This window comes from Curtobacterium sp. PhB115, from assembly GCF_003752025.1.
Lineage (GTDB): Bacteria > Actinomycetota > Actinomycetes > Actinomycetales > Microbacteriaceae > Curtobacterium.
Genome location: NZ_RJKR01000010.1, coordinates 69,465 through 94,191, shown reverse-complemented (window position 1 = coordinate 94,191; position 24,727 = coordinate 69,465). Strand labels below are relative to the sequence as shown.

The window sequence follows — 24,727 nt, the reverse complement described above, 5'->3', positions numbered from 1 at the left end:
TCGGACACGCGCGGGTTTGTCCGAGCTCGCGGTTAGGCTTGTCCCACCCCGCCGCAGACCGTACGAACCGGAGGTTCCGTGTCGGATTCCGACTCCTTCGTCCACCTGCACGTGCACAGCGAGTACTCGATGCTCGACGGTGCCGCCAGGCTCAACGACCTCGTCGCCGAGACGGCGGCGCAGGGCATGCCCGCCGTGGCGGTGACCGACCACGGCAACATGTTCGGCGCGTTCGAGTTCTGGAAGGCCGCGAAGGCCGGCGGCGTGAAGCCGATCATCGGGACCGAGGCGTACATCACGCCCCGCACGCACCGCACCGACAAGACCCGCGTTCGTTGGGGCGACGGCGGTGGTGACGACGTCTCCGGTGCGGGTTCGTACACGCACATGACGATGTTCGCCGAGAACACCACGGGCATGCACAACCTGTTCCGGCTCTCGTCGAAGGCGTCGCTCGAGGGGTACTACTTCAAGCCCCGCATGGACATCGAGCTCCTGCAGGAGTACCACGAGGGCATCATCGCGACGACGGGCTGCCCCTCTGGTGAGATCCAGACGCGCCTGCGCCTCGGCCAGTACGACGAAGCGATCAAGGCCGCGGCCGACTACCGCGACATCTTCGGCAAGGAGAACTACTTCGCCGAGATCATGGACCACGGGCTCGAGATCGAGCGTCGGATCATGAGCGACCTGATCCGGCTGGCGAAGGACCTCGGCATCCCGCTGGTCGGCACGAACGACCTGCACTACACGCACGCGCACGACGCCAAGTCGCACGCGGCGCTCCTCTGCGTGCAGTCCGGCTCGACCCTCAACGACCCGAACCGCTTCAAGTTCGACGCCGACGAGTTCTACCTGAAGACCCCGCAGCAGATGCGGCACGTCTTCCGCGACAACCTCGAGGCCTGCGACAACACGCTGCTCATCGCCGAGCGCTGCAACGTCGAATTCGACACCTCGGCCAACTACATGCCGAAGTTCCCGGTGCCCGACGGCGAGACCGAGCACTCCTGGTTCGAGAAAGAGGTCGCGGCGGGGCTGGAGTACCGCTACCCGGGCGGCATCTCGAAAGAAGTCCAGGATCGTGCCGACTACGAGGTCGGCATCATCAACCAGATGGGGTTCCCCGGCTACTTCCTGGTGGTCGCCGACTTCATCAACTGGTCGAAGAACAACGGCATCCGCGTCGGACCCGGTCGTGGTTCCGGTGCCGGCTCGATGGTCGCGTACGCGATGCGCATCACCGACCTCGACCCGATCCGGCACGGCCTGATCTTCGAACGGTTCCTCAACCCGGACCGCGTCTCGATGCCCGACTTCGACGTCGACTTCGACGACCGGCGCCGCGGTGAGGCGATCAAGTACGTCACCGAGAAGTACGGGTCGGAGCGCGTGGCGCAGATCGTCACGTACGGCACGATCAAGGCGAAGCAGGCGCTCAAGGACTCCTCGCGCGTGCTCGGGTTCCCGTTCGGCATGGGCGAGAAGCTCACCAAGGCGATGCCGCCGCCCGTGATGGGCAAGGACATCCCGCTCACCGGGATCTTCGACAAGGACCACCCCCGCTACAAGGAAGCCGTCGACGTCCGCACGGTCGTCGAGACCGACCCCGAGGCGAAGACGGTGTTCGACACCGCGCTCGGGCTCGAAGGGCTGAAGCGCCAGTGGGGCGTGCACGCGGCCGGCGTGATCATGTCGAGCGATCCGCTGATCGACATCATCCCGATCATGAAGCGCGAGCAGGACGGCCAGGTCGTCACGCAGTTCGACTACCCGGCAGCGGAGTCGCTCGGCCTGATCAAGATGGACTTCCTGGGGCTCCGCAACCTCACGATCATCAGTGACGCCCTCGACAACATCAAGACCAACCGCGGGATCGACCTCGACCTCGAGACGATGGGGCTCGAGGACCCCGAGGCGTACGCGCTCCTGCAGCGCGGTGACACCCTCGGCGTGTTCCAGCTCGACGGCGGGCCGATGCGTGGCCTGCTGCGGCTGATGAAGCCCGACAACTTCGAGGACATCTCCGCGCTCATCGCCCTGTACCGACCGGGGCCCATGGGTGCGAACTCGCACACGAACTACGCGCTCCGCAAGAACGGCGAGCAGCCGATCACCCCGATCCACCCGGAGCTCGCCGAGCCCCTGCAGGACATCATCGGCACGACCTACGGCCTGATCATCTACCAGGAGCAGGTCATGGCCATCGCGCAGAAGGTCGCTGGGTTCTCCCTCGGCCAGGCGGACATCCTCCGTCGCGCGATGGGCAAGAAGAAGAAGTCCGAGCTGGACAAGCAGTACGCCGGCTTCGAGAAGGGCATGCTCGACAACGGCTACTCGCCCGCGGCGATCAAGACGCTGTGGGACATCCTGTTGCCGTTCTCCGACTACGCGTTCAACAAGGCGCACTCCGCCGCGTACGGCGTGGTCTCCTTCTGGACCGCCTACCTCAAGGCGCACTACCCGGCCGAGTACATGGCGGCGCTGCTGACCTCCGTCGGTGACGCCCGCGACAAGCTCGCGCTGTACCTCAACGAATGCCGCCGGATGGGCATCAAGGTCATGCCGCCGGACGTCAACGAGTCGATCGGCTTCTTCGCCGCCGTCGGTGAGGACATCCGTTTCGGCATGGGCGCGATCCGCAACGTCGGGTTCAACGTCGTCGACGACATCGTGAAGGCCCGCACCGAGAAGGGCGCGTTCGAGTCGTTCCACGACTTCCTGCGCAAGATCCCGATCTCGTCCGCGAACAAGCGCACGGTCGAGTCGCTCATCAAGGCGGGTGCCTTCGACGAGTTCGGCGACTCCCGCCGCGCGCTGGTCGAGATCCACGAGGGTGCGGTCGAAGGCGCCGTCAAGGTCAAGCGCGACGAAGCCCACGGCAACGTCGGCTTCGACTTCGACTCGCTGTTCGCCGAGGTGGCCGAGGAATCGCCGGCCGCCGGTCCGGTGTCGCAGGTGCCCGACCGTCCGGAGTGGTCCAAGCGCGACAAGCTCGCGTTCGAGCGCGACATGCTCGGGCTCTACGTCTCCGACCACCCGCTCGCCGGTCTCGAGATCGAACTCGCGAAGCACCAGTCGATCACCATCGCCGACCTCATCGCGGCCGACGACTCGGTCGAGGGGGAGACCGTGACGGTCGCGGGGCTGCTGACGAGCGTGCAGCACCGCGTGGCGAAGACGAGCGGCAACCCGTACGGCATCGTCGACATCGAGGACTTCGGCGGCCAGATCGGCGTGATGTTCCTGGGCAAGACCTACCAGGAGTTCGGGCCGTCCCTGGTGGCGGACTCGATCGTGGTCCTGCGCGGCCGTGTGAACGTCCGCGACGATGGCAAGGCCCTGCACGCGGTGAGCATGTTCCAGCCGGCGATCGGCGACGCGATGGGCTCCGGCCCGCTCACGTTGTCGCTGCCGGAACGACAAGCCACGACGAGCACGGTCACCGAGCTCGCCGCGGTGCTCAGTCGGCACCAGGGCGAGACCGAGGTGCGACTGAAGCTCCTGAAGGACGACGTCGCCCGCACCTTCGAACTGCCGTTCCCGGTGAACCTGACCCCCGACCTGTTCGGCGAGCTGAAGAGCCTGCTCGGGCCGCGCTGCCTGGTGTAGAGGAGACGACCGTGGCCGAGCACCGGATCTTCGACACGCCGTTCGCGTCGGTCTACCCGCACTACCTGGCGAAGGTGGAGCGGAAGGGCCACACGAAGGCGGAGCTCGACACCGTCGTCGAGTGGCTCACGGGCTTCGACGACGCCGCGCTCGACCGGCACCTGGCGGACGAGACCACGTTCCGTGACTTCTTCGCCGCCGCACACCTGAACGAGAACGCACCGCTCATCACGGGTGTGATCTGCGGCGTGCGGATCGAGGAGCTCGACGATCCGCTGATGCGGCAGATCCGGTACCTCGACAAGCTCGTCGACGAGGTCGCCAAGGGCCGTCCGATGGCGAAGGTGCTCCGGACAGCGTGACCGGCGCGGGGACGGCCGCTCCCGACGCCGGGGTGCTCCGGGCGTTCGGGGTGGGGGAGTCCACGCCCGTGCCGCTCGCCGGCGGTCGCGGGCTGTCCTGGCGTGCCGACGCCGCCGCGGACGCCGGTGCCGCCGCGGACGCCGGTGCCGCCGCGGACGCCGGTGCCGCCGCGGACGCCGGTGCCGACGCGGCCGCCGGTGTCGGCACACGAGCCCGTACCCGCGCCGTCGTCCTCCGGCCGCACGACGGCGCCGACGTGACCGACTGGCGCGCTGAGCTGCTGTCCCACCTCGGGCACACCCCGGCGTTCCGGACACCCCGGCCCGTCCCCACCCGTGACGGGGGCTGGCGGTCGGGCGACTGGGAGGCGTGGGAGTTCGTCGCCGGTGCCGCGGACGAGTCCCGCGTCACCGACGTGATCCGGGCCGGCCGAGCGTTCCACCGGGCGGTCGCCGACGTCGACCGACCCGACTTCCTGCGCGTCGCCGGAGCCGACACCGACGACCCCTGGCGTCGTGCCGACGGCATGGCCTGGGGCGAGGAACCGCTGCCGGCCGACCCGACCCTCGACCGGCTCGCTGCCGCGTTCCGTCCCGTCGACGCCCCGGCGCAGCTGGTCCACGGCGACCTGCTCGGCAACGTCCTGTTCGCCGCCGGGCACGCGCCCGCGATCATCGACTGGCCGCCGTACTGGCGCCCTGCCGGGTTCGGGCTCGCGGTCGCCGCCGCCGATGCGGTCTGCTGGCACGGCGTCGCCGTCGACCGGCTCGACGCCCTCGGCGCGGGTGAGCCCGAGTGGCGGCAGCTCCTCGTGCGGGCCCTGGTGTTCCGCATCGCGACGCTGCACCTGGTGGGTGCGTGGGACGCGACGACCGTTGCGCGGCACGTTGCGGTCGTCGACGCGGTCACCTGACGGACTGGAGGCCCGTGGCGGCGCCGCCACGGGCCTCCCGTCAGCCGACGGGTCGCGTCACGCGCCCCGCCCGGTGATCGCGCGGATCCGCGCGACGATGCGTGGGTTCCGTGCCCCGAAGCTCAGTGCGGTCAGGCGACGGAAGGAGACCGTGGCGCGGTGCACGAGCAGGCCGGTGGCCTCGGCGATGTCCGAGACGGCGTGCCAGCGCGCACGGAGCGCCGCCGGGTCGATCTCGGTCCCCGCTGCCATCCGGATCAGCCCGATGAGCTCGTCGCCACCCCGCCAGGAGGTGCTCTGGTTCTCGAACCGACGCAGGATGCGGTCGATCGCGGACGCCCGGTGGTTCGCGACGGCGTGCGACCAGCGGATGTCGTGCGACACCGGGTCGACCAGGATCCAGCGGGGTGCGTTGGCGTTCAGCGTGGAGAGCTGCGCGAAGGTCGTCAGCGCGCCGAGGGCGACCGCGACGTCGAAGATCTGCCGGGGGCGGCCACCGGCGGCGATGAGTGCGCCCGGGAAGGCCTGCCTGGCTACTCGGATCTGCGCCTTCGCGACGATGACCGTCACGACGACGTCCTCCGGAGCGGCGGCGAGGACCGAGCGGACGCGGGCCGTGACGTCGTCGGAGAGTTCGGCCGGCAGGTGCAGCGCGACGCGCACGACGTCGTCGTCTGGGAGGAACGCGTCGGCGAAGACGTCGACGGCGTCGCGGTAGCGCGCCAGGAACAGGGCGACGGCGCCGGCGTAGAAGGGGTACCGCTCGAGCAGGATGCGCTCGTGCTCCAGGCGGAGGGACGGGCCGCGGTCACCGCTGAAGCTCGTCGACCCGGTGTGCAGGACGAGGGCGCGGTTGGCGAGGACGGAGGTGAAGCCGTGCTCGTTGATCCGCAGGCAGAAGTCGTTCTCCTCGCCGTAGCCCGGGGAGAAGACCTCGTCGAACAGGCCGTACCGGTCGATGACCTCGCGCCGGATGAGGAAGCAGAAGCCCATCGCGACCGGCGACACCGTCGACCGGGGGAGCAGGTACTTCGTACGGCCGTGCAGCTCCCGCGTGCGGCGCGGGGAGAGCGTCGCGCGCGGGTTGCGGCGGGCGTAGGGGAACGAGGCGATGGTGGCGTTGTCGCTCCGGGCGCACACCACGCCGATCGAGTCGTCCGAGGCGAGCACGTCGGTCATCTCGTCGAGGAAGCCGGGCATCGGCACCGTGTCGCTGTTGAGCAGCAGGACGTCGTTGCCCGTCCGGTCGAGGTCGAGCACCGCGCGGTTGCAGTTGCCGACGAACCCGAGGTTCGCCGCGTTCCGCGTGTACTCGAAGCCGTCGCGGTCGCCGACGAGCTCGAGCACCCGGGCCTCGATCGTGTCGACGTGGGGGCCGACGTCGTTCGCCAGCAGGACGCGGTCGATCGAGAAGTCGACGGTCTCGAGCAGCGCCTCGATGCAGCGTTCGAGCCCCGGGAGGTCGTCGTAGATCGGGACGACGATCGTGACCGGTCGGCGTTCGCGCGTCATCGTCTGGCCAGCTTCCGGAGCACCACGCCGGGGCGGGCGAGGAGCCGGCCGACCGCACCGGAGCGCGACCGCACGCGGTTCGCCAGCAGGCCCGCTGCGGCACGGGCGCTCGTCGCACCGAGGGACGCGTACGCCCCGGGGAGCTCGAACCAGTAGCGCGCGGCCTGGGGGAGTCGGTAGCCCTCCGTCCCGACCAACGCGACGAGGCGCGCGATCGCTGCGGCGTTGTCGTGACCAGCACCCGTGACGGCGGCGAGCCGGTCCGGGGCAGCCGCGCCGTGCCTCCTGGCCGAGTCGGGGTCCGTCGCGTACGCGGCCAGCGTCTCCGCGAGGGCGGTGACGTCGTCGGCGTCCACCAGGACGCCGGTGACGCCGTCGTCGACGAGTTCGGCGCTGCCGCCCTGACGGGTCGCGACGACGGCCTTGCCGAGCGTCATGTACTCCGCCGTCGTGCGGCCGAAGGCCTCGATCGTCGAGGGGGTGATGCAGATGTCGGCGGCCGCGATGTACGGAGCGGGCGTGTGCTGCTCGCCCGCGAAGACGACGCGGTCGGCGACGCCGAGGGCCCGCGCGCGCTCGGCGAGACGCTGGTCCTCGCCGGGGTGCTTCCAGCTGCCGACGAAGCAGACGCTCGCGCCGATGCCGCGCTCGTGCAGCGCGCCGAGGGCGTCGACGACGCGGTGCTGGCCCTTCGACTCCTCCACCCGGCCGACGACGGTGATGCGGAGACCGGGGTCTGCCTGCGGGAACGGGGCGACCGTCGGGGTCTCGTCACGTGTGCCGAGGAGTCGTTCGGTGTCGACCGTCGGGTAGGCGACCGAGAGCTTCTCGGCGGGGATGTACTGGGCGAGGTGCTCGCGCATCGCCTCGGAGTTGGTGACCACGGCGCCGGACAGCAGCCCGATGTCGCCGAGGACGCCCGCACGGCCCGTCTGGAACTGCAGCCCGTGGTCGAGGTCGCCGTACTCGCGGACGAACCACGCCTGCGGGATCCCGAGGACCGCCGCGGCGAAGGACGCCCACGGAGCGACGAGGGTGTTCGTGACGACGAGGTCGGGGCGCTGTCGTTCGTACAGCCGGATGATCGCGTTCACGGCGGCGTAGTCGACGGTCGCGAACGCGGCGCGCTCGGCAGCCGGAGCCGGCTGGGGGCTCGGCAGTGCCCAGCCGCGGAACCGCAGGGCGTCGTACGACCAGCCGCGGGCGTCGAGGGCCTCGATGAACTTGCCCTTCGGGGCCTTCGTGACGAAGGTCGGGGTCATCGTCGGGTCGATCGCCTGCCAGTCCTCCACGAACCGGAGGAGGGACCGCTCCGCGCCGCCCAGGTTCACGGGCGCCGTGGAGTGGTTGGCGAAACTGACGATCACCCATTGACTCTACTGAGGTTTTACCAAGTGTTCGTGCGCCAGGCACCCTCTGTGGACAGCCGTCACCGTGGCGAACGTGTCTTGTGCAACGTTTGTGCGAGAATGTCTCGTCCCTGAATCCCTGTGAGGAGCGCTCTGCTGCGCCCCGGAGGAGCCTGCACCCGAAGCATGACGTACCTGAACGAGCTCATGTCGTCACGGGAGCTCCTGGCGAACCTCACTGCGCGTGAGGTGAAGGGCAAGTACCGCCGCACCGTCTTCGGGCAGCTGTGGTCGTTGATCAACCCGCTCGCGACGATGTTGATCTACACGATCGTCTACTCGTTCATCTTCCGGGCGAGGCTCGAGGTCGGCGACCCCAGTGGGCTGAACATCTACCCGCTGTGGCTCATGTGCGGCCTGCTGCCGTGGATCTTCGCGCGCAACGTCATCAACTCGGGGATGACCTCGATCGTGGCCAACGGCTCGCTGATCAAGAAGGTCTACTTCCCCCGGATGACGCTGCCGCTCGCAGCCGTCGGGTCCTTCGGCTTCACCTGGCTGGTCGAGATGGGTGTGCTGCTCATCGCACTGGCCATCGCCGGGTCGAACTTCTGGCTCTACCTGCCGCTCATCGCGCTGACGATGGTGTTCCTCGCCATGTTCGCCGCCGGCCTCGGGCTGATCCTGTCGATCATCAACGTGCACTTCCGCGACATGCAGCATCTCGTCGGCATCGGCCTGCAGATGTGGATGTACCTGTCGCCGATCATCTACCCGCTGTCGCTCGTCGAGGACGCCGCGAACAAGGCCGGGCACCCGTGGATCATCCACGTCTACAAGCTCAACCCGATCGAGCGGTTCTCCGAGGTCTTCCGGAACCTCATGTACGACAACCGTCTCCCGAACTGGACCGACCTGGTCGCGTGCGCCATCGCTGGATGCGCTTCGCTCGCACTCGGCTACTTCGTGTTCTCCCGCAACGAGAAGAAGCTGGCTGAACTGCTGTGACCGACTCCGCTGTCTCCGTCGAACACATCTCCAAGCGTTTCCGCATGTACCACGAGCGGAACGATTCGCTGAAGAGCATGGTCATGCGTGGCAAGAAGTCCGTGCACGAGGACTTCTGGGCACTGAAGGACGTCTCGTTCGAGGTTCCGCACGGGTCGACCTTCGGCCTGATCGGCAAGAACGGCTCGGGCAAGTCCACGCTGCTCAAGTGCCTGGCCAAGATCCTCTGGCCTGAGGAGGGTTCGATCACCGCGCGCGGCAAGCAGGCGTCGCTGCTCGAGGTCGGTTCCGGGTTCCACCCCGAGCTCTCCGGTCGCGAGAACGTGTTCCTGAACGGCTCCATCCTCGGGATGAGCCGGAAGGAAGTGGCGCGGAAGTTCGACGACATCGTCTCGTTCTCCGGCGTGGGCAACTTCATCGACCAGCCGGTGAAGAACTACTCGTCCGGCATGTACGTGCGCCTCGGGTTCTCCGTCGCGGTCGCCGTCACGCCGGACATCCTGGTGGTGGACGAGGTGCTGGCCGTCGGTGACGCGACGTTCCGCAAGCGCTGCCAGACGAAGTTCAAGGAGATGAAGGACGAGGGTCGTACGGTCATCCTCGTCTCGCACTCGATGGGCACCGTCAAGGACATGTGCGACCAGGTCGCCTGGCTCAACGAGGGTGAACTGAAGATGATCGGTCCGACCAAGAAGGTCGTCTCGGCCTACGAAGCCACCGTCTGACCCTGCCCCGCGTCGGCCGTCCGTGCCCGTAGGGTTGATCCGTGCAAACGGATGTTGAGGAGCTGTCGGCGTACTCGGACGAGCGCGGCAACCGGATCGAGTACAGCGGCGCGAAGCGCGGGAACGTGAAGATCACGTTCCGAGGGTCGAACAACGTCGTCAAGGTCCACGAACGCGCGCGCCTCGGGCGACTCGTGCTGAGCATGGACTGCGACAACGGACGGTTCGAGATCGCGGAGAACCACGGCGCGCCGGCGTTCGTCGCGAACATCCGGATCGGTCAGGACTCCTCCGTCCTCGTGGGGGCGAACTCCTCGACGACCGCGAACTGCGTCATCTCGGCCACCGAGGGGACGACCGTGCGGATCGGCGACGACGTCATGATCGCCTCACACGTCCAGATCCGCGCCGACGACGCGCACCCGATCTTCGACGTGCGCACCGGCGAGCGTGTCAACGTCTCACGGTCCATCGACATCGGGGACCACGTCTGGCTCGCCCTCGGGGTGACGGTCCTCGGCGGGACCACAGTCGGGCGCGGTTCGGTCATCGGCACTGGGTCGATCGTCACCAGCCGGGTGCCGAACAACTGCATCGCCGTCGGGACCCCGGCGCGGGTCGTCCGGCGGGACGTCGCGTGGGAACGCCCGCACCTGTCGCTCAAGGAGCCGTTCTACAAGCCGGACGCGTCCACGGTCGAGCGATCGCCGTTCTGGGAACTGACCGAAGCCGACGACTGATCGACCGCGGGCTGTTCGGCCTGCGGCTCGGCCGGCCGCGGTCCGCCGGTCAGCCACTCCATCATCTGGATGACCCGCTCGGAGTTTCGGCCGTCGCGGGTGACGAAGGTGCGTCGAGCCCGCTCCCGGAACGTGTCCGACGGGCGGAAGCCCGCTGCCGCGATCCGCTCGATCGCGTCCTCGACCTCCCGCACCGAGCCCGTCACCTCGCCGAAGCCAGCCTCGTCGTAGTCGAAGTACCCGCGACGGCCGCTGTGTGAGCCGCCGAAGAACTCGCGGAGGTCGAAGTGGAAGTACACGACGGGCACGTCGATGAAGGCGGCGTCGAACGCCAACGACGAGAAGTCCGTCACGAAGGCGGCGCTCCGCGACAGGACGTCCTGCACGCCGTCCACTGCGAAGTCGAGGATCTCCACGTCGTCGGGCAGGTGGAAGTCACTCAGGTACGGCCGGAGGAGCGGGTGCGGCATGAGCGCGAGGCGCTTGCCGGTCCGCTTCGCGAGCGCGCGGAGTTCCGGTGACGACATCAGCGCCGTGTACTCCTTCGCGAAGCGGCTCTCCATGAACCGGTCGTCGCGCTCCCAGGCGCCGGACCCCGCGACCTGCGCGCCGACCAAGTAGTGACGCCAAGTCGGCATCACGAGGATGAGGTCGCGCTCGACTTCTTGCTTCGCCCGACTCTTCTCGAGCAGGGCGTCGAAGCGTGGTAGCCCGGTCAGGACGACCTCGTGCTCGGAGAAGATCCACTGGCCGTGGCCGGCGATCGCGTCCCGCTCCTGGGGCGTCGAGACGACGAACAGGTCGGGTCGCTTGGAGTTGAGCCACCGCGACAGGTCGTAGTTGATCACGCCGTGCTGCAGGAACGTGAAGTGGAAGCGTGGGTTCCCGAACTTCGAGACGGGCAGGGGCTTCGTGACGAAGTCGGCGATGTGCGACGAAGCGACATGCTCGGCGTGGAGCATGAGCTGCACCCACTCGAGCGAGCGGAACGCGACCATGCGGAACCCCTCGCGCTCGAGGCGGTCCCAGTCCTTCGAGTCGCGGTTCAGCACGAAGAAGGCGTTGATGTCCGGCCGGTGTCGCTGCACGTACCGGTACGCGTGCTCCGCGTTGTCGTTCGCGTCCGTGTCCCGGTCGATGAACACCCACGCGCCCTGGAACCGTTCGCGAGCGCGTCGCGTGCGCGCGAGCGCCGGCGCGACAGCGTTCCGGAGTGCGGTCTTCCGGAGCGAGTTCCGCGTGCTGATCGCGCGCTCACGCACGGCCCGCCAGACGTGCTGCTTGTTGGTGAGCTCGACCTCGTTCGGGTCGATCACCCGGCGGCGCTGCGCGAGGATCTGCGGCTCGAGCTGCCGACGGGTGAGGGTCGCGTAGTGGTTCGGCACCTCGCCGCGCGCGAACACGACCTGCTGGCCGTCCACGTGCATCTCGGTGACGAAACCACGCGGGATCCACAGGACACGTCGTCGGACCAAGGGGCGCCCGTAGAAGACGAAGTCCTGGACGGTCTCGAAATCGGGCGTGACCTCGTGACCGTCGACCGTGATCTGTTCGACGGGGATGTCCCGCGTGAACCAGTACTGCAACTGGACGAGCTGATGGGATTCGTCGACGCGAGCCAGGTTGACGGTGCTGGGACGATCGGGATCGGTCTGGTAGCCCACGAGCATCGCCCGCCGGACCGCGAACTCGACCGGGAGGAGGTCGAAGGAGCGCACGGCCTCGGATCCAACTCGGTCGAGGACCGCCGCCGCCAGCTCGTGGAACTCGTCGAACGCGTCGACCGGAGCCAGCGCGGAGGGGGAGCGGATGGCGCGCTCGCGCCGGAAGTACCCGACGAGGTCGTAGAGGACGGTGTTGGCGACCCATCGATCGACGGTACCGATCGCCGAGGCCTCCTCGAGGAGGCCGAGGTGGCCGTGACGGAGCACATCGGTGTACTTCCGGCGGTCCTCGTGGCTCGTCTGCATCGTGGAGGTACCGTCGCCCCGCTGACGGTACCGGTACTTCGCGGAGGCCATCAGGCCGATCTTGTGCAGTCCGTTCCGGAGCAGGTACCGGGCGACGAAGTGGGCGTCCTCGAAGGTGGGGCGGACGCGTCCGTCGAACTCGAGAGCAGTCGCCTCGATGAGGTCGCGGCGCATGAACGCCGCGTTGACCCCGGTCTGCACGATGGGGTCCAGGCGCATGTCGACGATGCGCGAGCCCTTCTCGAAGCGCTTGCGGGAGGGGTGGCCGTCCGTCACGACGCCGTCGTCGTCGAGGAGGAGCTGGTGGGCTGCGAGCAGCGCGACCTCGTCCGACGCGTGCAGTTCGATGAACTTCGCGACCTCCTCGAAGTAGCGCTCCTCGAGCTCGTCGTCGGCATCGACGAAGGTGACCCACCGTCCGGTGGCCCGGGCCAGACCCGCGTTGCGTGCACCGGCGATCCAGGTGTTGGTCTGGTGGATCACGGTCACATCCGCACCGGAGGCCCGACTCCACTCGTCCAGCTGGGCGCCGGTCGAGTCGGTCGATCCGTCATCGACGAACACGAACTGCAGGCGGTCCTTGTCGAACGACTGCCGCTCGAACGACTGCAGGAGCGTCGGCAGGTAGCGCGCGACGTCGTGCGCCGCGACGACGACGGAGATGAGTGGCGTGGTCCGGATCGCTGAGTCCATCGGTCGAGCGGCTCCCTGTCGTCGTGAGGCACGTGCTGCGATAGTTTAGGGCGGAAGTCGAGGTTGGCTCGTCGCGCACTGCGCAACCCGAACGTGATGAACTCCTGGAGAAGTGCTGTGGGTGGACCCCTTCCTCTGCTGTCGGTCGTCGTGCCGGTCGGCAGCGTCGGGCCGTGGTTCGACCGGGCGCTCGACGCCCTCCGGTCACAGAGCCACCGTCGGCTCGAGATCATCCTCGTGCTCGACGGCCTCGGCTCCGACGCGTCGGACGCGGTCCACTCCGTGGCAGCCGAGGACCCGCGCATCGTCGTGGTCGAGAACGCGGAGCGTCGCGGGGCCGGCAACGCCCGGAACGTCGGGCTGCGCGTCGCGACCGGTGACCACGTGGCGTTCGCCGACGCCGATGACCTGGTGCCGCCCGATGCGTACGAACGCCTGCTCGCCGTCTTCGCCGAGTCCGATCCGGACGTCGTCAGCGGGAGGGCCGAGCAGTTCACGGCGGACGGGCGCGAGGTGACCTACTGGACGACGGACGACGCACTCTGGGCGACCGGGGGGTCCGCGCTGCGGATCTCTGACACGCCGCAGCTGGCGTTCGACCACACTCCGTGGAACAAGGTCTTCACGCGGACGTGGCTTCGCGGGTCCGGTGTCGAGTTCCCCACCGGCACGACGTGCGAAGACGTCTCGTGGTGGGCTCGGCTTGCGGTGCGGGCGACGGTCGACGTGCTGCCGGAGGTCGTCTACCGCCACCGGAGGCACGATGAATCGGTGACGTCGGGCATCGGGCGCGGAGACGACCTCGACGACTGGATCGCGCAGACCCGCGCCGCAACGGGGACGTACACGGCGCACGGGGCACGCGAGGCGACGGCCGCTCTCGGACGACGGCTGATCCGTCGCGAGGCCTGGACGCGGGTGCGCGGGATCGATGCGCTCGGTCCGGACGGTGCTCGCCTGCTCGTCGACTTCGTGCGGTGGATCGAGACCTGGGCCGACGTGAGCGAGTTCGACCAGCTCAGTGCGTTCCCGAGGACCGCTTACGCCCTGCTCCGGCAGGGGGAGCCGGAGCTCGCGGCCGACCTGGTCCAGACCTTCGACCGACCGAGCGAGGACGCGGTTGCGCTGTGGCGGGACCTCGCGACCGGGTGCGACCGGGCGATCGGGCCCGACGCGGAACGCGCTGCGGCACTCTGGCGCGAACGGATGTTCCGACCGGCCGTCGATGCCGCGCAACGTGGCGAGACCCTTCCCGTCCGTCCAGAGGTCGTGGCAGCGTTCTGGGACGAGTTCATCGGCGGCGGGCTGGACGAGCACGAACAGGTCGTGCTGTCGGCGTTGCGCGACGGAGCGGTGGACGACGTCGCGTTCCTCCGGCGGAACCGGCGCGTCCGCCCCACCGCCGACCGCCGCCGCGGTGGCCTCCGGATCAGCGTCGCGGGTCTCGAGCGTGCAGTGCACGGGCGCATCGTGCTCGAGCGCGGTGGGGCCAGGACGATCGTCCACGAGGGCGCCGTGTCGTCGGATGCGGTCGTCATCTCCACCTCCCATCGGCCTGGTGATCGCTGGAGCGTCGACTTCCCGCTGAGCAACGGTCGCAGCCACCGCGTCGCGGTGACCGTCGCGCCGTCCGGTCTGACACGCTTCGTCGGTGCCGTCCGGACGATGAGCGGTCGTCGGGCATGAGTGTCCGGCTCTCCGTCGTGATGCCCGTGCACGACGTCGCTCCGTGGATCGAGGAACAACTCGACTGTGTGCTCCGGCAGGACGTCGACCTTGAGCTGATCGTCATCGACGACCGGTCGAGCGACGAGACGTTCGCGATCGTGGAGCGGATCGCGTCCGGCGACCCGCGCGTGCGACTGCACCGGTCCCGAGTCGCCGGGGGAGGCGCCGCCCGCAACCAGGGCATCGACCTCGCGCAGGGCGAGTACGTCGTCTTCGCCGACGGTGACGACCTCGTGCCGGACGGGTCGTACCGAGCGCTCGTCGATGCGGCGGACCGCGGCGACGCCGTGATCGCACTCGGGCGACACCTGAAGTTCAGTTCGGGATCGACGTGGGAGCCGATGTCGAGTTGGTACGACGTCCTGGAGGAGTCGGTGACGGACCTCGAGACGATGCCGAGGCTCCTGGCGAACCGCGCGTGCTGGAACCGGGTCTTCCGGACCGAGTTCGTGCGTGCGGCGGGTGTCCGGTTCCCGGACGTGCCACGGTCCAACGACATCGTCCCGATGGTCCGTGCCGTCCTCGCGGCGGACCGGATCGCGGTGGTGCCGGAGGTCGTCTACCTCTACCGGGAGCGTCCCGGGACCTCGTCCATGACGGCCAGGGCGTCGGGCGTCGACGGCGTGATGAGCTACTTCGATCAGGAGCTCGAGGTCGCATCCCTGCTCGCCGACACAGCACCGTCGGTCCGCGCGGCGCACGCCGAGGTCGTCCTCGCCGCTGACGGGTACGTCCACCTCAAGCGGTTCCTCCGCGGACAGCCGGATGCGCACGACCTCGACCGGGTCGTCCGAGCGGTGCGCGACCTGCTTGCGGCCCTGCCGACCACCGATCGTGCGACGATCCGTGCGGAACGACGGGCACTCTGGTTCGCGGTGGCGAACGGCGAAGGCGGACTCGCAGTGCGTCTCGCGTCCGCGCTGCATGATGCGCGCGATCACCACGAGGCGACGCCGACGTTGCTCCGTGCCTGGGCGGACGCGGTCCGCTCGGTCGGAGCGCTCGGAGGATCCGCCGTCTTCTCGCTCGATCGCGCGTCCCTCGTGAACGACGGGCCGTTGGTGCTCCTCGCCAACCGCGCCGAGCACACCGACGTGACGGTGCTCCGATCCGCCGTCGCGGACCTCGGTCCGGAGGTGCAGGGGATCGACGGTCACTCCGAGCTCCTGCACGCGGTCGCCGAAGCCGTCCGGGCGAACGACCCGCTCGCACTGCAGCTGGTGTCGGCGGTGCGGCACCTCGCGCCGCTCGTGGTCGACGAGGCGCACCCGGACACCGACGGCGTGAGCCTGACCGGACCACTGGTCGCAACGGTGCCGGACGGCGCTTCCCTCGAGATGGTGCTGACCGCGGTCGGAACTGCCGAGGGGCCCGCGACTGCGGGGGCCGAGGTCGTCTTCGGGCTCGAGCACGAAGCGCCCCGCTGGTCGCTCCGCATCGCGAACGGAGACCTCGCGACGGGGAGGCACCGTGCTGCCGTCCGGATCGCGTTCCGTGGTCTCCGGCTCGAGTTCCCCGTCGTGACCGCGAGGATGCCGCTCCCGCCCGTCATGGAAGGGGTCCAGCTGCAGCCCCTGGCCGACCGTGCCGACGGCTGGCGGTTCCTCGTCGACCGTCGGGCGGGCGGCGTGCCGCTCGCCCGACGGCTCCTGCGCGCAGCGCGCGCCAGGCTCAGGAGCTGACGGCGGCGAGTTCGTCGGCTGAGCGCGCGGCGGTCAGGGCGTCACCGAGGACCATGCGGTCCAGGTCGGCCATGAAGTCCTGGAAGAACGGCCGGCCGAAGTGCCACGGCGAGATGCCGTAGGGGTGCGCGCCGTCGGAGTGGTACGAGCGGTCGCGGTTGTCGATGGTGCGGAGGTCGTGCCGGGCCGTGATCGAGCGGTAGAGCGAGTCGTACCGGTCGTTCTCCCGCAGCAGTCGGCGGTACAGGTCGTCCCGCTTCTGGTCACCGCGGTACTTCACGAACTCGAGGTCGCCGGTGCTCGTCCGGTAGTACGAGCTGTACCGGAAGCAGTTCAGCACGAGGGTCGTGTTCGGGAGCGCCCGCTGCTGCCAGTCCACCAGCTCGTCGACCGCTGCTTCGAGGAGTGGCACGTACTCCGCGCTCGAGTTCGCCATGTGGAGGGTCGTGAACCCCTCGCCCGCGGCGAAGAAGTCCGTCTTGCGGAAACTGTTCGGGTTGTTCGTGATCGTCGCGTCGCCGATCCGGGCGAGGCCGTAACGGACGTCGGAGTACAGGTCGAACAACAGGTAGTCGGGCGCGAACGCCTCGAGTTCCGCTCGGTCCGACTTGGCGATGTCGCGCCCCATGGTGCGCGCCCCGTGCTCGTTGACCTTGTCGCCCGGTTCGATGCGCGCTGCGACGTCCGGCGCGACAGGGCTCGACAGGAAGCTCACGAGTCCGGTCTGCCACGCCAGCGGGCCGAGGTCGTAGACGTCCTTGTATTGCGGGTTGTTCCGCGTGATGAACGCTTCTCGCGTGACGCACGAGCCGATGATGGCCACCTTGATCCGTGACACCGAGTTCTCCGTTCGATCGAGCATGAGCCAGCGACAAGGACTGATTATGCCTCAGGGCCAGATGCGGCAACGTCCGACCGGCCGACCGTCATGTCCCGGAGGAGCGCGTCGTACCGTCGGGAGACGGCGAACGGCGAGAGCCGTGTCGTGAACGCGCGCGAGGCTCCTCGCTCCGGCACGGGCCCCGACAACACCCGAGCGAGTGCGCCAGGATCACCGGGCTCGAACCACCGGATCCAAGGTTCACTTCCGAAGTCGCTCCGGAGGTGCGGTTCGTCGGGCAGCACAGCGGGCACGCCGAACGTCGCAGCGAGGTGCAGGCTGCCGGAGTTCAGGATGCGACGGTACGGCAGCACCGCGACGTCCGCCGCGTCGAACCAGACCTTGACGTCCGCATCGTCCACGTAGTCGTGGTGTCGAACCGTGCGGAGTCCGTCGGGCAGGAGCCGATCGATGATCGCTTCGTCCTCTGCCGACGTCCTCCCCGCGAGGAGGAGGACGAAGCGGCGCGCCGGCTCCGCTCGCTCGAGGGCCTCGATGAGGACATCGACCCCCTTGTACGGACGGATCTGCCCGAAGAACAGCACCGCAATCTCGTCGTCGTCGAGTCCGAACCGCGATCGTGCCTCTGCCCGGGACCCGACGCCGTCGTAGATCCCTCGGTAGCTCGGATGCGGGATGTGCTCGACCGTTCGCCCCGAGAGGTCGTAGAACGCTGCGACCGCATCGGGCGTGCGCGTGTTCATGACGTGGACCACATCAGCCGTCGTGGCCAGGTAGCGGTTGAGCGCGATCTCGAGGTCCTCGTGCCGCACGTCGTGCGCGAGCGCGTTGTGGACCGTCCAGAGGATCCGGGCGCCGCGTGTGCGTGCATTGTCGACCGCGGTCCGGAACCGACCGAGTCGGTCGGCTGCCTCGTCGGTGTCGTCCGCGCGCTGCACGATGGGAGCCGTCCAGTGCACGTGCGCGACGTCCCCGGTGCCGAGGGACGCGAGGTCCTGCTCGAAGCGCTCGAGCCTCGCGGACTCGAGGACGTCCCAGCCCGACGCCCGTGGGGCCAGGAGCATGAGGTTCAGGTACGGGTTGTCGCGGTAGACCGGGAAGACCGCGAGCCGCGGTGGACGGCCTCCGCGAGACCGCGAGCGCGCTGTTGCTGCCACAGAGCGATCCTACGAGGGCTCGAGGGCGTCGCTGTGATCGATAGCATCGAGGGATGTTCAGAGCTCGTTCCAGGATCACCGCCGATACATCGCTGACCTTCGCCGTGTCGGGTGACTCCGTCACTGCGCGGCCGGAGTCCTGGCGTGACCAGATCGGCGACCGGCGCCTGCGGCTCGTGGGCGGCTTCGCCGAGGACGACGCGACGTCAGAACGTGCGTTCGGTCAGGTGCGTCGTTCGTTGGCCGACGTGCTCGTGGTCATGCTCGGGATGAACGATGTCCGCCAGGGCGTCCCCTTCGAGGAGATGACGGCGAACATCGAGAAGATCGTGCGGTTCGCCGAGTGCCAGACCGCGCTCCTGTGTCTCGTGCCACCGAGCAACCACAGCGACGGTGCCGTGAACCAGCGGGCGAACGGCGTCGTGGCGAACCGGCACTTGTTCGACCTCGGCGCACGGCGCGGGTGGGTCGTCGCCGACCCGTTCGCGTTCGCCCGGGCGTCCAACAACTCATGGGGTGGCGGCTCGTCCGACGACGGGACGCACCCGCTCCCGCACGTCTCCACGGAGGCGGCGGTCCGCATGCGGCTCTTCATCCGGCAGGCCGCAGCAACCACCGGCCTCAACCAGTGAGCTGAGGACGGGCCGACGTCAGTCGAGCGTCGCGACGATGTACTCGGCCTCGTGCAGGACCGAGCAGAACGCGTGTCCGTCGTGGTCGAGCGCGTCGCGCTTGCGGATGACTGCGCTGCACACCACGCACTTGGTCGTGAAGGTCGACCGCATTGCTTCCGAGAGGAGCGACATACCCGGAACTCTGCTCCGCGAAGGTGAACGCTCTGCGGCACACGACCATGAGGACGGTGAACATGTCCGAAGAATCAGCCCCGGACGCGAGGGAGCCTCGCGTCAGAGCGCTCGCACGACCTGCGCAGCATCGTCCCCGGCCGCGACGACCACCGCGAAGTCCCCCTCCGTCACGGCCTGCCCCGCACCGAGCCACACGATGTTCCGGGCACCCGGCTGCGGGACCCACGAGACGGACCCGGAGTCCGTGCCGCCGCTGACCAGCACGGTGACGTCGTCGAGCCCGCTCGATCCCCGGTACCAGGACGTCGGGACGTCGACCTGCACGGTGTGCCCGGCCGTCTCGAGCGCGGACAACAACGCGGTGACGTCCGCCACCCGTGACCCGTCGTGCTTCAGAGCGACCCGAAGACCGGAACCACCCGCAGCACCCGCAGCATCGGAGCCGCCCCGGACGACGACCGGCCGCGACGACCGCACCATCACCCGGTGCCCCTTCGGCAGCCCTGGCTCGACACCGAGGTACCGGAGCCCGGCCGCCTCGTAGCGCTCCGCAGCGTCCGCCGCTGGGTACCGCCCTCGCCACCGCTCGTCGAACACCCGCCGGTTGTCGACGCGGGCGTCGTCTCGACCTGGGGAGCGGCTCTCGTGGTGCACGACGACCGAGGACGGCACGACGACGAAGGCCGAGCCGGCCGGTGACGACGCGAGCGCCCGCAGACACAGGTCGACGTCTTCGAGCCCGTTCGCGAACACGGGGTCGAACCCCTGCCAGCGGATCAGGTCGGCGGCCCGGAACGCAGCAGCCGCAGCCGTGATCGCGGAGAACCGTGGAAGCCCCGCAGGCCGAGCAGCACCAACCAACGGCCCGGCGGGCCGCGCAGCACCAACCGACGGCCCGGCAGCCCCGCCCCCGAACGCCCGCTCCGCATCGTGCCGCGGGTGGTCGCCGAGGAAGTGCCACGGCAACACCTTGTCACCGCCGAACACCGTGCCGGCGGCCTGCACGACGCCGTCCGGGTAGACGAGCAGCGGTTGCGCGCCGAGCACCGACGGGTCCTCGAGCGCCGACACCAGCGGCCGCAGCCACCCGGCCCCGACCTCCGTGTCGTTGTTGAGCATCACGACGACGCCACCACCGGACCGCGCGAGCCCGAGGTCGCTGCCGAGCCCGAAGTTCCGGTTCCGGTCCTCGCGCTGCAGCAGCACGCGTGGTTCGTCGCGGAACCAGGCCCCGAGGACGGCGGACACCGACCGTGGGGAGCCGTTGTCGACGAGCACGACCTCGACGCGGTCGCCGTCGTGGTCCGCCGCACCGAGCACGGCGTCGACCGCGCGGCGGGTCATCGTCCAGTCGCGGAACACCGGCACGACGACCGAGACGAGCCCGCCGTCGCGTGACGGTGCGGCGGCGGCCAGGGCGTCCCAGTCGATGCGGTGCCTGGCGAGCGCGACCTCCTGCCACGACGCGGGCTGGGCGGAGGAGACCCGTCGCGGGTCCCGCACGTTGTCGTAGTCGACGCCGATGACGGGCACGTACGTGGGCACCCCGAACCGTTTCCCGATGCGGAGCAGCCACTCCCAGTCGATCCAGCGGCGGAGCGTCTCGTCGAACGGCCCGACGGCTGCGGCGACGTCACGGCGGACGACGAGCGCGTTCAGGTCGATGAAGTTGCCGGCGAGCAGGTCGTCGAGCGTGCCGTCCTCGCCCCGGTACGTCTCGACGGGGGCGGTGGAGTCGTCGGCGTTGTTCGCGCCGATCATCCGGACGCCGGTGTGCACCCCGGCACCGTCGGTCTCGAGCAGCGCCGCGACGGCGGCGGACAGGTGCTCGGGCCGCCAGGTGTTGTCGGCGTCGAGGAAGGCCACGAAGTCGCCACGGACCGCGGCGAGTCCGGTGTTGCGTGCGGCGCCGGCACCGCCGTTCGCCCGTTCGATCAGGCGTGTGCGCGGTTCGTCGGCGGCCGCGGCCCGGACGACGTCGACGGTGTCGTCCCCGGAGCCGTCGTCGACGACGAGCAGCTCCCAGTTCGCGTACTGCTGCGCGCGGACGGACGCGATCGCCGCGCCGACGACGTCCGCGCGACGGTGCACGGGCATGACGACGGAGACGAGCGGCTGTTCGGCGTCGCGGCGTGCGGCTCCGCGCGGGTACCGGCTGAGCGCCTCGGCGACGTCCGGCCCGTCCCACGCGCTCCGGTAGCGCCGGCGGGTGCGGTGCTGCGCGTCGGCGAACGCGCGGGCCGCCGACATGGCTGCGTCGCGCGCGGCGCCCCAGGTGGGTGCGTGGCCACGTCGGCCTGGAGGCACGGGGAGCGTGGTCGCGTCGGTCGCGTTCCGCAGGAAGTCGCGGAGCGCATCGAGCGTGGACGCCGGGCGGTCGGCCGCCGGCCGCGATGCTGCGTGGACGCCGGCGTCGAAGAGGGGTCCGGTCTGGAAGAGCTCGGGGCCCTCCTGGTGGAGCGCGTCGTACCAGGACATCGCGGGCACGGGCTGGTGCTCGCGCATCCACTCCGGTTCGATGAGCGGGCTGAGCGAGAGTCCACGCTGGCCGTCGTTGTGGACGTAGAAGGAGACCGCCTCGGCGTCGCTGGCGAACCTCCGGCCGGTCTGCGCCTCCAGGTACGCGCGGTCGAGGACGCCGAACTCGACGATCCGTTGCGCCCAGCGGTCGAGCCGGTCTGCTGTGGTGAGCGGTCGTTCGGGTCCGCGCAGCCGCCGTGCGACCCGGCGTGCGACCCCGCCGATGCCCCCGCGGTCGACCATCAGCGGCGCCCCGGCAGACGGGAGGCGACCTTCGCGATCGCCTGGCCCGTGCGGAACGAACGGCTCGCGCGCAGGTCGTCGAGTTCACGGCGCAGGCGCACGACCTCGTCGGCGGCGCTGGCTGCGGCGACGTCGGCGGCCGTGAGGTCGAGGGGGAGCAGTGCCGCCCACCGGCTTTCGAGCGCGGCGGCCGTGCCGTCGACGGGAGCCATCAGGGAGTTCTCGATGCCCTCGCGGGCGTCGGCGACCTCGCCGGGTGCGACGACCTCGGCGAAGCGGTCCACGACGGCCGCGACGGTGTCGGCACCCGTCCGGTGCGCCCGTGACGACCACGGCACCGTCGGGGGAGCGGACCGGACGACCACGAGGTGCAGCGCCCGACGGTTGGCCGCGACGACCTCGGCGGGCGAGGGGTCCACGAGCACGGCGACGGTCACGAGGTCGTCGGGATCGGGGTCCTTCGAGGTGACGGTCCACGCGGCCGGAGCGGTCGTGCCGGCGGGGAGCCGCGCCTCCAGGGCGAAACCGTCCCCGAAGGCCGCGTCGATCTCGCGGACCAGCGCGTCGGCGTCCGCGACGTGCCGCAGGTCAACGGCGAGCCGCGGGGGCTTCCCGGAGGGGACCAGGACGTCGGCGAACCGTTCGGTGGCCGTCATGCCGTGCCGCTGGTAGGCGGCCACGGCGTCCGGCAGGAACGGGTACCGACCTTCGAGCACACGCTGGTGCGCGGCGCGCAGGGCGGTGCGGTTGCCCGAGAAGCTCTTGCCGCCGGCGTGCAGCACGAGCGCACGGTTCGCGATCTTCGCCAGCCAACCGTGCTCGGCGATGCGCAGGCAGTAGTCGTTCTCCTCGCCGTACCCGGGGGCGAAGGCCTCGTCGAACAGCCCGTGCTCGGCGATGAGCTCGCGGCGGGTGAGGAAGCAGAAGCCCATCGCGACCGGCAGGACCTGCGACACGGGCAGCAGCGGCGCGAGTTCGCCCCAGACACGGCGTGTGCGTGCCTCGGTGCGGGCGGCACCGCGGTCGGTCAGGCGGTACGGGATGCTCGCGATCGTCGCGTTGTCGCTCCGCGCCGTGACGACGCCGGTGTGGTCCTCGTCGAGCACCTGGAGCATCGCGTCGAGGAAGCCCGCTGTGGGCACCGCGTCGCTGTTCAGCAGGAGCACGGCCTCGGGGGCGCTGGTGTCGCCGGTGTCGAGCTCGAGGACGGCACGGTTGCAGGTCCCGACGAAGCCGAGGTTGGCGTCGTTGCGCTCGTACCGGAACCCGGGGCGTCCGTCGATCCGCTCGAGCAGGGCACGCTCGATCGCGTCGACGTCGGGGCCGCAGTCGTTGACGAGCAGGGCCCGGTGCACCGATGTGTCGAGGTGCTCGACGAGCCCGTCGACGCAGCGCAGCAGGGAGTCGAGGTCGCCGTACACGGGGACGACGACCAGGCTGGAGCGGCTCATCGGGTGGTCTCCTCGTGTGCGTCCGTGCGGTCGAGTTCGGTGGCGAGCGCGTCGACCGCGGCGTCGAGCGGGCCGCCGAGCGCACCGTCGGCGAGCGGCACGAACCCGGTGGGTCCGTCCGCTGCGGCGCGGCGGACGGCATCGGCGACGGCGAGTCCGAGGGACCGGGCGTCGGCGGGGACCGCGGTGAGGTTCGGGTGCAGGTGCGCCCGGGTGTCGCGGAACTCGTTCGTCACCACCCGTGCGCCGGAGATCGCACCGTCGAACGGCGGGTGGCTGGGGTGCGGGCTGTGCTGCAACGACAGGACCACGTTCGTCGACGCGATGAAGCGGAAGTAGTCGTCCCAGGGCATCGTGCCGTGGCTCACGAGCTTGACGTCGCCCCGGCCGCCGTCGAGCTCGACGTCGCCGTGCTGCTCGCCGGCGGAGTGGAACTCGACCCGGATGCCGTCGGCGGCGAGCTCCTGCACGGCGACGCGCAGTGCGGCGACCCCGAGCCGGAACAGGTTGCGGTGCTTGCCCGGACGGCCGTAGAAGAGGACGCGCACGACGTCCTCGTGCTGCCGGGCACCCGCGACACGGTCGAGCAGGTCGACGTCGAGGTGCGGGGCGAAGGTGCGCTCGGACGGCACGTCGAGGCCCTCGACCTCGGAGAGGTACCGGCGGAGCGGCTCCGAGTTCACGAGCATCCGGAAACCGGCGCGGTAGGTGGAGGCAGCGACCGCGTACTCGGTCGACCACGGGCTGAAACCGGGCTCGTAGTCCTGCACCAGGTACACGACGCGGTCGCGGGCGATCACGCCGGCGGTCACGGCGACGTCGATCGGGTGCGCCGTCTTCCAGTGCGTGGCGATCCACACGTCGTCGCGGCCGAACTCGGTGCCGAGGACGTCCTCGCGGCGGACGACCTGGACCCCCGGGCGGCCGTCGACGCGCGACTCCGGGAACCGGTCGGCGACGAGAGCCTCGGCGGCGGCGGCGCTGTTGCCCGGTGTCGTCCAGCGGACCATGACGACCCGGACCGGGCGTCCGAGTCGCGCACCGAGCGCGATCGCGACGGCGAGGGCGGTCTGCACACCGGCGAACGCGGCGCCCTCGCGCAGCTCGTCGACGACGAGGACGACCTCGGGCGCGCGGTCGACGGTCCGGATGCCGGCGATCGCCAGGCTCGTCTCGACCAGCCCCTCGAACGGACGGGCGGTCAGCGGTGCACGGTCGCGCTCCCGCCGGGCGACACCGACGTCGATGCGGGACACCGTCCGGCCGAGTCGTTCGCGGACGTCGTTCCTGTAGTGGCCGTCCCGCGCGTACCGCTCGTTGACGCGCACGAGGTCGCTGACGAGGCGCCGGGCCTTCTCGAAGTTCATCGTCCCTCACGTTACTGGGCCGCGCGGTCCGCCTCGGTAGGCTT

General features: G+C 69.9%; 18 protein-coding genes. 9 read left to right on the top strand and 9 right to left on the bottom strand.

The features are described 5' to 3' along the window. Positions 1 to 129: 129 nt before the first annotated feature. The 3 genes from dnaE to EDF19_RS19225 are packed head-to-tail and all read left to right on the top strand — an operon-like array spanning position 130 to position 4,888. Positions 130 to 3,612 carry a DNA polymerase III subunit alpha gene (gene dnaE / locus EDF19_RS14640; RefSeq protein WP_395860447.1) on the top strand — a complete coding sequence of 1,161 codons (3,483 nt, stop codon included), beginning with the start codon at positions 130 to 132 and terminating at the stop codon, positions 3,610 to 3,612. A gap of 11 nt (positions 3,613 to 3,623) precedes the next feature. After that, positions 3,624 to 3,974 (top strand): DUF2200 domain-containing protein, encoded by a 351-nt coding sequence (locus tag EDF19_RS14635; RefSeq protein WP_123681604.1) that lies wholly within the window; start codon positions 3,624 to 3,626, stop codon positions 3,972 to 3,974. Next, positions 3,971 to 4,888 carry a hypothetical protein gene (locus tag EDF19_RS19225; RefSeq protein WP_185022874.1) on the top strand — a complete coding sequence of 306 codons (918 nt, stop codon included), beginning with the start codon at positions 3,971 to 3,973 and terminating at the stop codon, positions 4,886 to 4,888. Before EDF19_RS14635 ends, EDF19_RS19225 begins: the two co-directional genes overlap by 4 nt. Positions 4,889 to 4,945: 57 nt before the next feature. Here the strand turns inward: EDF19_RS19225 and EDF19_RS14625 are convergent, their stop codons facing one another. Then, positions 4,946 to 6,400 carry a glycosyltransferase family 2 protein gene (locus EDF19_RS14625; RefSeq protein ID WP_123681603.1) on the bottom strand — a complete coding sequence of 485 codons (1,455 nt, stop codon included), beginning with the start codon at positions 6,398 to 6,400 and terminating at the stop codon, positions 4,946 to 4,948. Then, entirely contained in the window at positions 6,397 to 7,767 is a 1,371-nt protein-coding gene (locus EDF19_RS14620; protein WP_123681602.1) for a glycosyltransferase family 4 protein, read from the bottom strand. Before EDF19_RS14620 ends, EDF19_RS14625 begins: the two co-directional genes overlap by 4 nt. 168 nt (positions 7,768 to 7,935) lie before the next feature. On the opposite strand from EDF19_RS14620, the gene EDF19_RS14615 reads away from it, so the two are divergent. From EDF19_RS14615 to EDF19_RS14605, 3 genes are read left to right on the top strand one after another with little or no spacing between them, the layout of a single operon-like run. Next, positions 7,936 to 8,757: an ABC transporter permease gene (locus tag EDF19_RS14615; RefSeq protein ID WP_123681601.1), complete on the top strand. Its 822-nt coding sequence runs from the start codon at positions 7,936 to 7,938 to the stop codon at positions 8,755 to 8,757. Beyond that, positions 8,754 to 9,482: an ABC transporter ATP-binding protein gene (locus EDF19_RS14610; RefSeq protein WP_221180678.1), complete on the top strand. Its 729-nt coding sequence runs from the start codon at positions 8,754 to 8,756 to the stop codon at positions 9,480 to 9,482. Before EDF19_RS14615 ends, EDF19_RS14610 begins: the two co-directional genes overlap by 4 nt. 41 nt (positions 9,483 to 9,523) lie before the next feature. Beyond that, positions 9,524 to 10,222 carry an acyltransferase gene (locus EDF19_RS14605; RefSeq protein WP_260217209.1) on the top strand — a complete coding sequence of 233 codons (699 nt, stop codon included), beginning with the start codon at positions 9,524 to 9,526 and terminating at the stop codon, positions 10,220 to 10,222. Here the strand turns inward: EDF19_RS14605 and EDF19_RS14600 are convergent. Next, a complete protein-coding gene (locus EDF19_RS14600; RefSeq protein ID WP_123681600.1) occupies positions 10,156 to 12,885 on the bottom strand; it encodes a CDP-glycerol glycerophosphotransferase family protein in 2,730 nt (909 codons plus the stop codon). The two genes, EDF19_RS14605 and EDF19_RS14600, sit on opposite strands and share 67 nt — an antisense overlap. A 150-nt stretch (positions 12,886 to 13,035) precedes the next feature. Here EDF19_RS14600 and EDF19_RS14595 point away from each other — a divergent pair, with 150 nt between their 5' ends. After that, complete coding sequence (locus tag EDF19_RS14595; protein ID WP_221180677.1) at positions 13,036 to 14,571, top strand: glycosyltransferase; 1,536 nt, start codon at positions 13,036 to 13,038, stop codon at positions 14,569 to 14,571. Further along, positions 14,568 to 16,295, top strand: a complete 1,728-nt coding sequence (locus EDF19_RS14590; protein ID WP_123681598.1) for a glycosyltransferase family A protein — start codon at positions 14,568 to 14,570, stop codon at positions 16,293 to 16,295. Before EDF19_RS14595 ends, EDF19_RS14590 begins: the two co-directional genes overlap by 4 nt. Here EDF19_RS14590 and EDF19_RS14585 read toward each other — a convergent pair. Both EDF19_RS14585 and EDF19_RS14580 read right to left on the bottom strand, forming a co-directional pair. Beyond that, entirely contained in the window at positions 16,285 to 17,157 is an 873-nt protein-coding gene (locus EDF19_RS14585) for a DUF6270 domain-containing protein (RefSeq protein ID WP_123681597.1), read from the bottom strand. The two genes, EDF19_RS14590 and EDF19_RS14585, sit on opposite strands and share 11 nt — an antisense overlap. Positions 17,158 to 17,177: 20 nt before the next feature. Continuing rightward, positions 17,178 to 18,293, bottom strand: coding sequence for a glycosyltransferase (locus tag EDF19_RS14580; protein ID WP_123681596.1), 1,116 nt, complete (start codon positions 18,291 to 18,293; stop codon positions 17,178 to 17,180). 53 nt (positions 18,294 to 18,346) lie between these two features. On the opposite strand from EDF19_RS14580, the gene EDF19_RS14575 reads away from it, so the two are divergent. Further along, entirely contained in the window at positions 18,347 to 18,925 is a 579-nt protein-coding gene (locus EDF19_RS14575) for an SGNH/GDSL hydrolase family protein (protein WP_123681595.1), read from the top strand. 18 nt (positions 18,926 to 18,943) lie between these two features. On the opposite strand, the gene EDF19_RS19220 is transcribed toward EDF19_RS14575, so the two are convergent. The 4 genes from EDF19_RS19220 to EDF19_RS14560 all read right to left on the bottom strand — a co-directional run bounded on the left by EDF19_RS19220 (position 18,944) and on the right by EDF19_RS14560 (position 24,683). Further along, entirely contained in the window at positions 18,944 to 19,099 is a 156-nt protein-coding gene (locus tag EDF19_RS19220; RefSeq protein WP_181441561.1) for a hypothetical protein, read from the bottom strand. Positions 19,100 to 19,201: 102 nt separating this feature from the next. Further along, positions 19,202 to 21,865, bottom strand: a complete 2,664-nt coding sequence (locus EDF19_RS14570; protein ID WP_123681594.1) for a glycosyltransferase family 2 protein — start codon at positions 21,863 to 21,865, stop codon at positions 19,202 to 19,204. After that, positions 21,865 to 23,316 carry a glycosyltransferase family 2 protein gene (locus tag EDF19_RS14565; protein ID WP_123681593.1) on the bottom strand — a complete coding sequence of 484 codons (1,452 nt, stop codon included), beginning with the start codon at positions 23,314 to 23,316 and terminating at the stop codon, positions 21,865 to 21,867. The genes EDF19_RS14570 and EDF19_RS14565 overlap by 1 nt, the downstream gene beginning before the upstream one ends. After that, entirely contained in the window at positions 23,313 to 24,683 is a 1,371-nt protein-coding gene (locus EDF19_RS14560; RefSeq protein ID WP_123681592.1) for a hypothetical protein, read from the bottom strand. The genes EDF19_RS14565 and EDF19_RS14560 overlap by 4 nt, the downstream gene beginning before the upstream one ends. Positions 24,684 to 24,727 lie beyond the last annotated feature (44 nt).

Bases quoted from the DNA above. Each gene is read 5' to 3' on its own strand.
- EDF19_RS14625 (WP_123681603.1), bottom strand. From the start codon at position 6,400: ATGACGCGCGAACGCCGACCGGTCACGATCGTCGTCCCGATCTACGAC.
- EDF19_RS14585 (WP_123681597.1), bottom strand. From the start codon at position 17,157: ATGCTCGATCGAACGGAGAACTCGGTGTCACGGATCAAGGTGGCCATC.
- EDF19_RS14615 (WP_123681601.1), top strand. From the start codon at position 7,936: ATGACGTACCTGAACGAGCTCATGTCGTCACGGGAGCTCCTGGCGAAC.
- EDF19_RS14600 (WP_123681600.1), bottom strand. From the start codon at position 12,885: ATGGACTCAGCGATCCGGACCACGCCACTCATCTCCGTCGTCGTCGCG.
- EDF19_RS14575 (WP_123681595.1), top strand. From the start codon at position 18,347: ATGTTCAGAGCTCGTTCCAGGATCACCGCCGATACATCGCTGACCTTC.
- EDF19_RS19220 (WP_181441561.1), bottom strand. From the start codon at position 19,099: ATGTCGCTCCTCTCGGAAGCAATGCGGTCGACCTTCACGACCAAGTGC.
- dnaE (WP_395860447.1), top strand. From the start codon at position 130: ATGCTCGACGGTGCCGCCAGGCTCAACGACCTCGTCGCCGAGACGGCG.
- EDF19_RS14590 (WP_123681598.1), top strand. From the start codon at position 14,568: ATGAGTGTCCGGCTCTCCGTCGTGATGCCCGTGCACGACGTCGCTCCG.
- EDF19_RS14565 (WP_123681593.1), bottom strand. From the start codon at position 23,316: ATGAGCCGCTCCAGCCTGGTCGTCGTCCCCGTGTACGGCGACCTCGAC.
- EDF19_RS14560 (WP_123681592.1), bottom strand. From the start codon at position 24,683: ATGAACTTCGAGAAGGCCCGGCGCCTCGTCAGCGACCTCGTGCGCGTC.
- EDF19_RS14570 (WP_123681594.1), bottom strand. From the start codon at position 21,865: ATGGTCGACCGCGGGGGCATCGGCGGGGTCGCACGCCGGGTCGCACGG.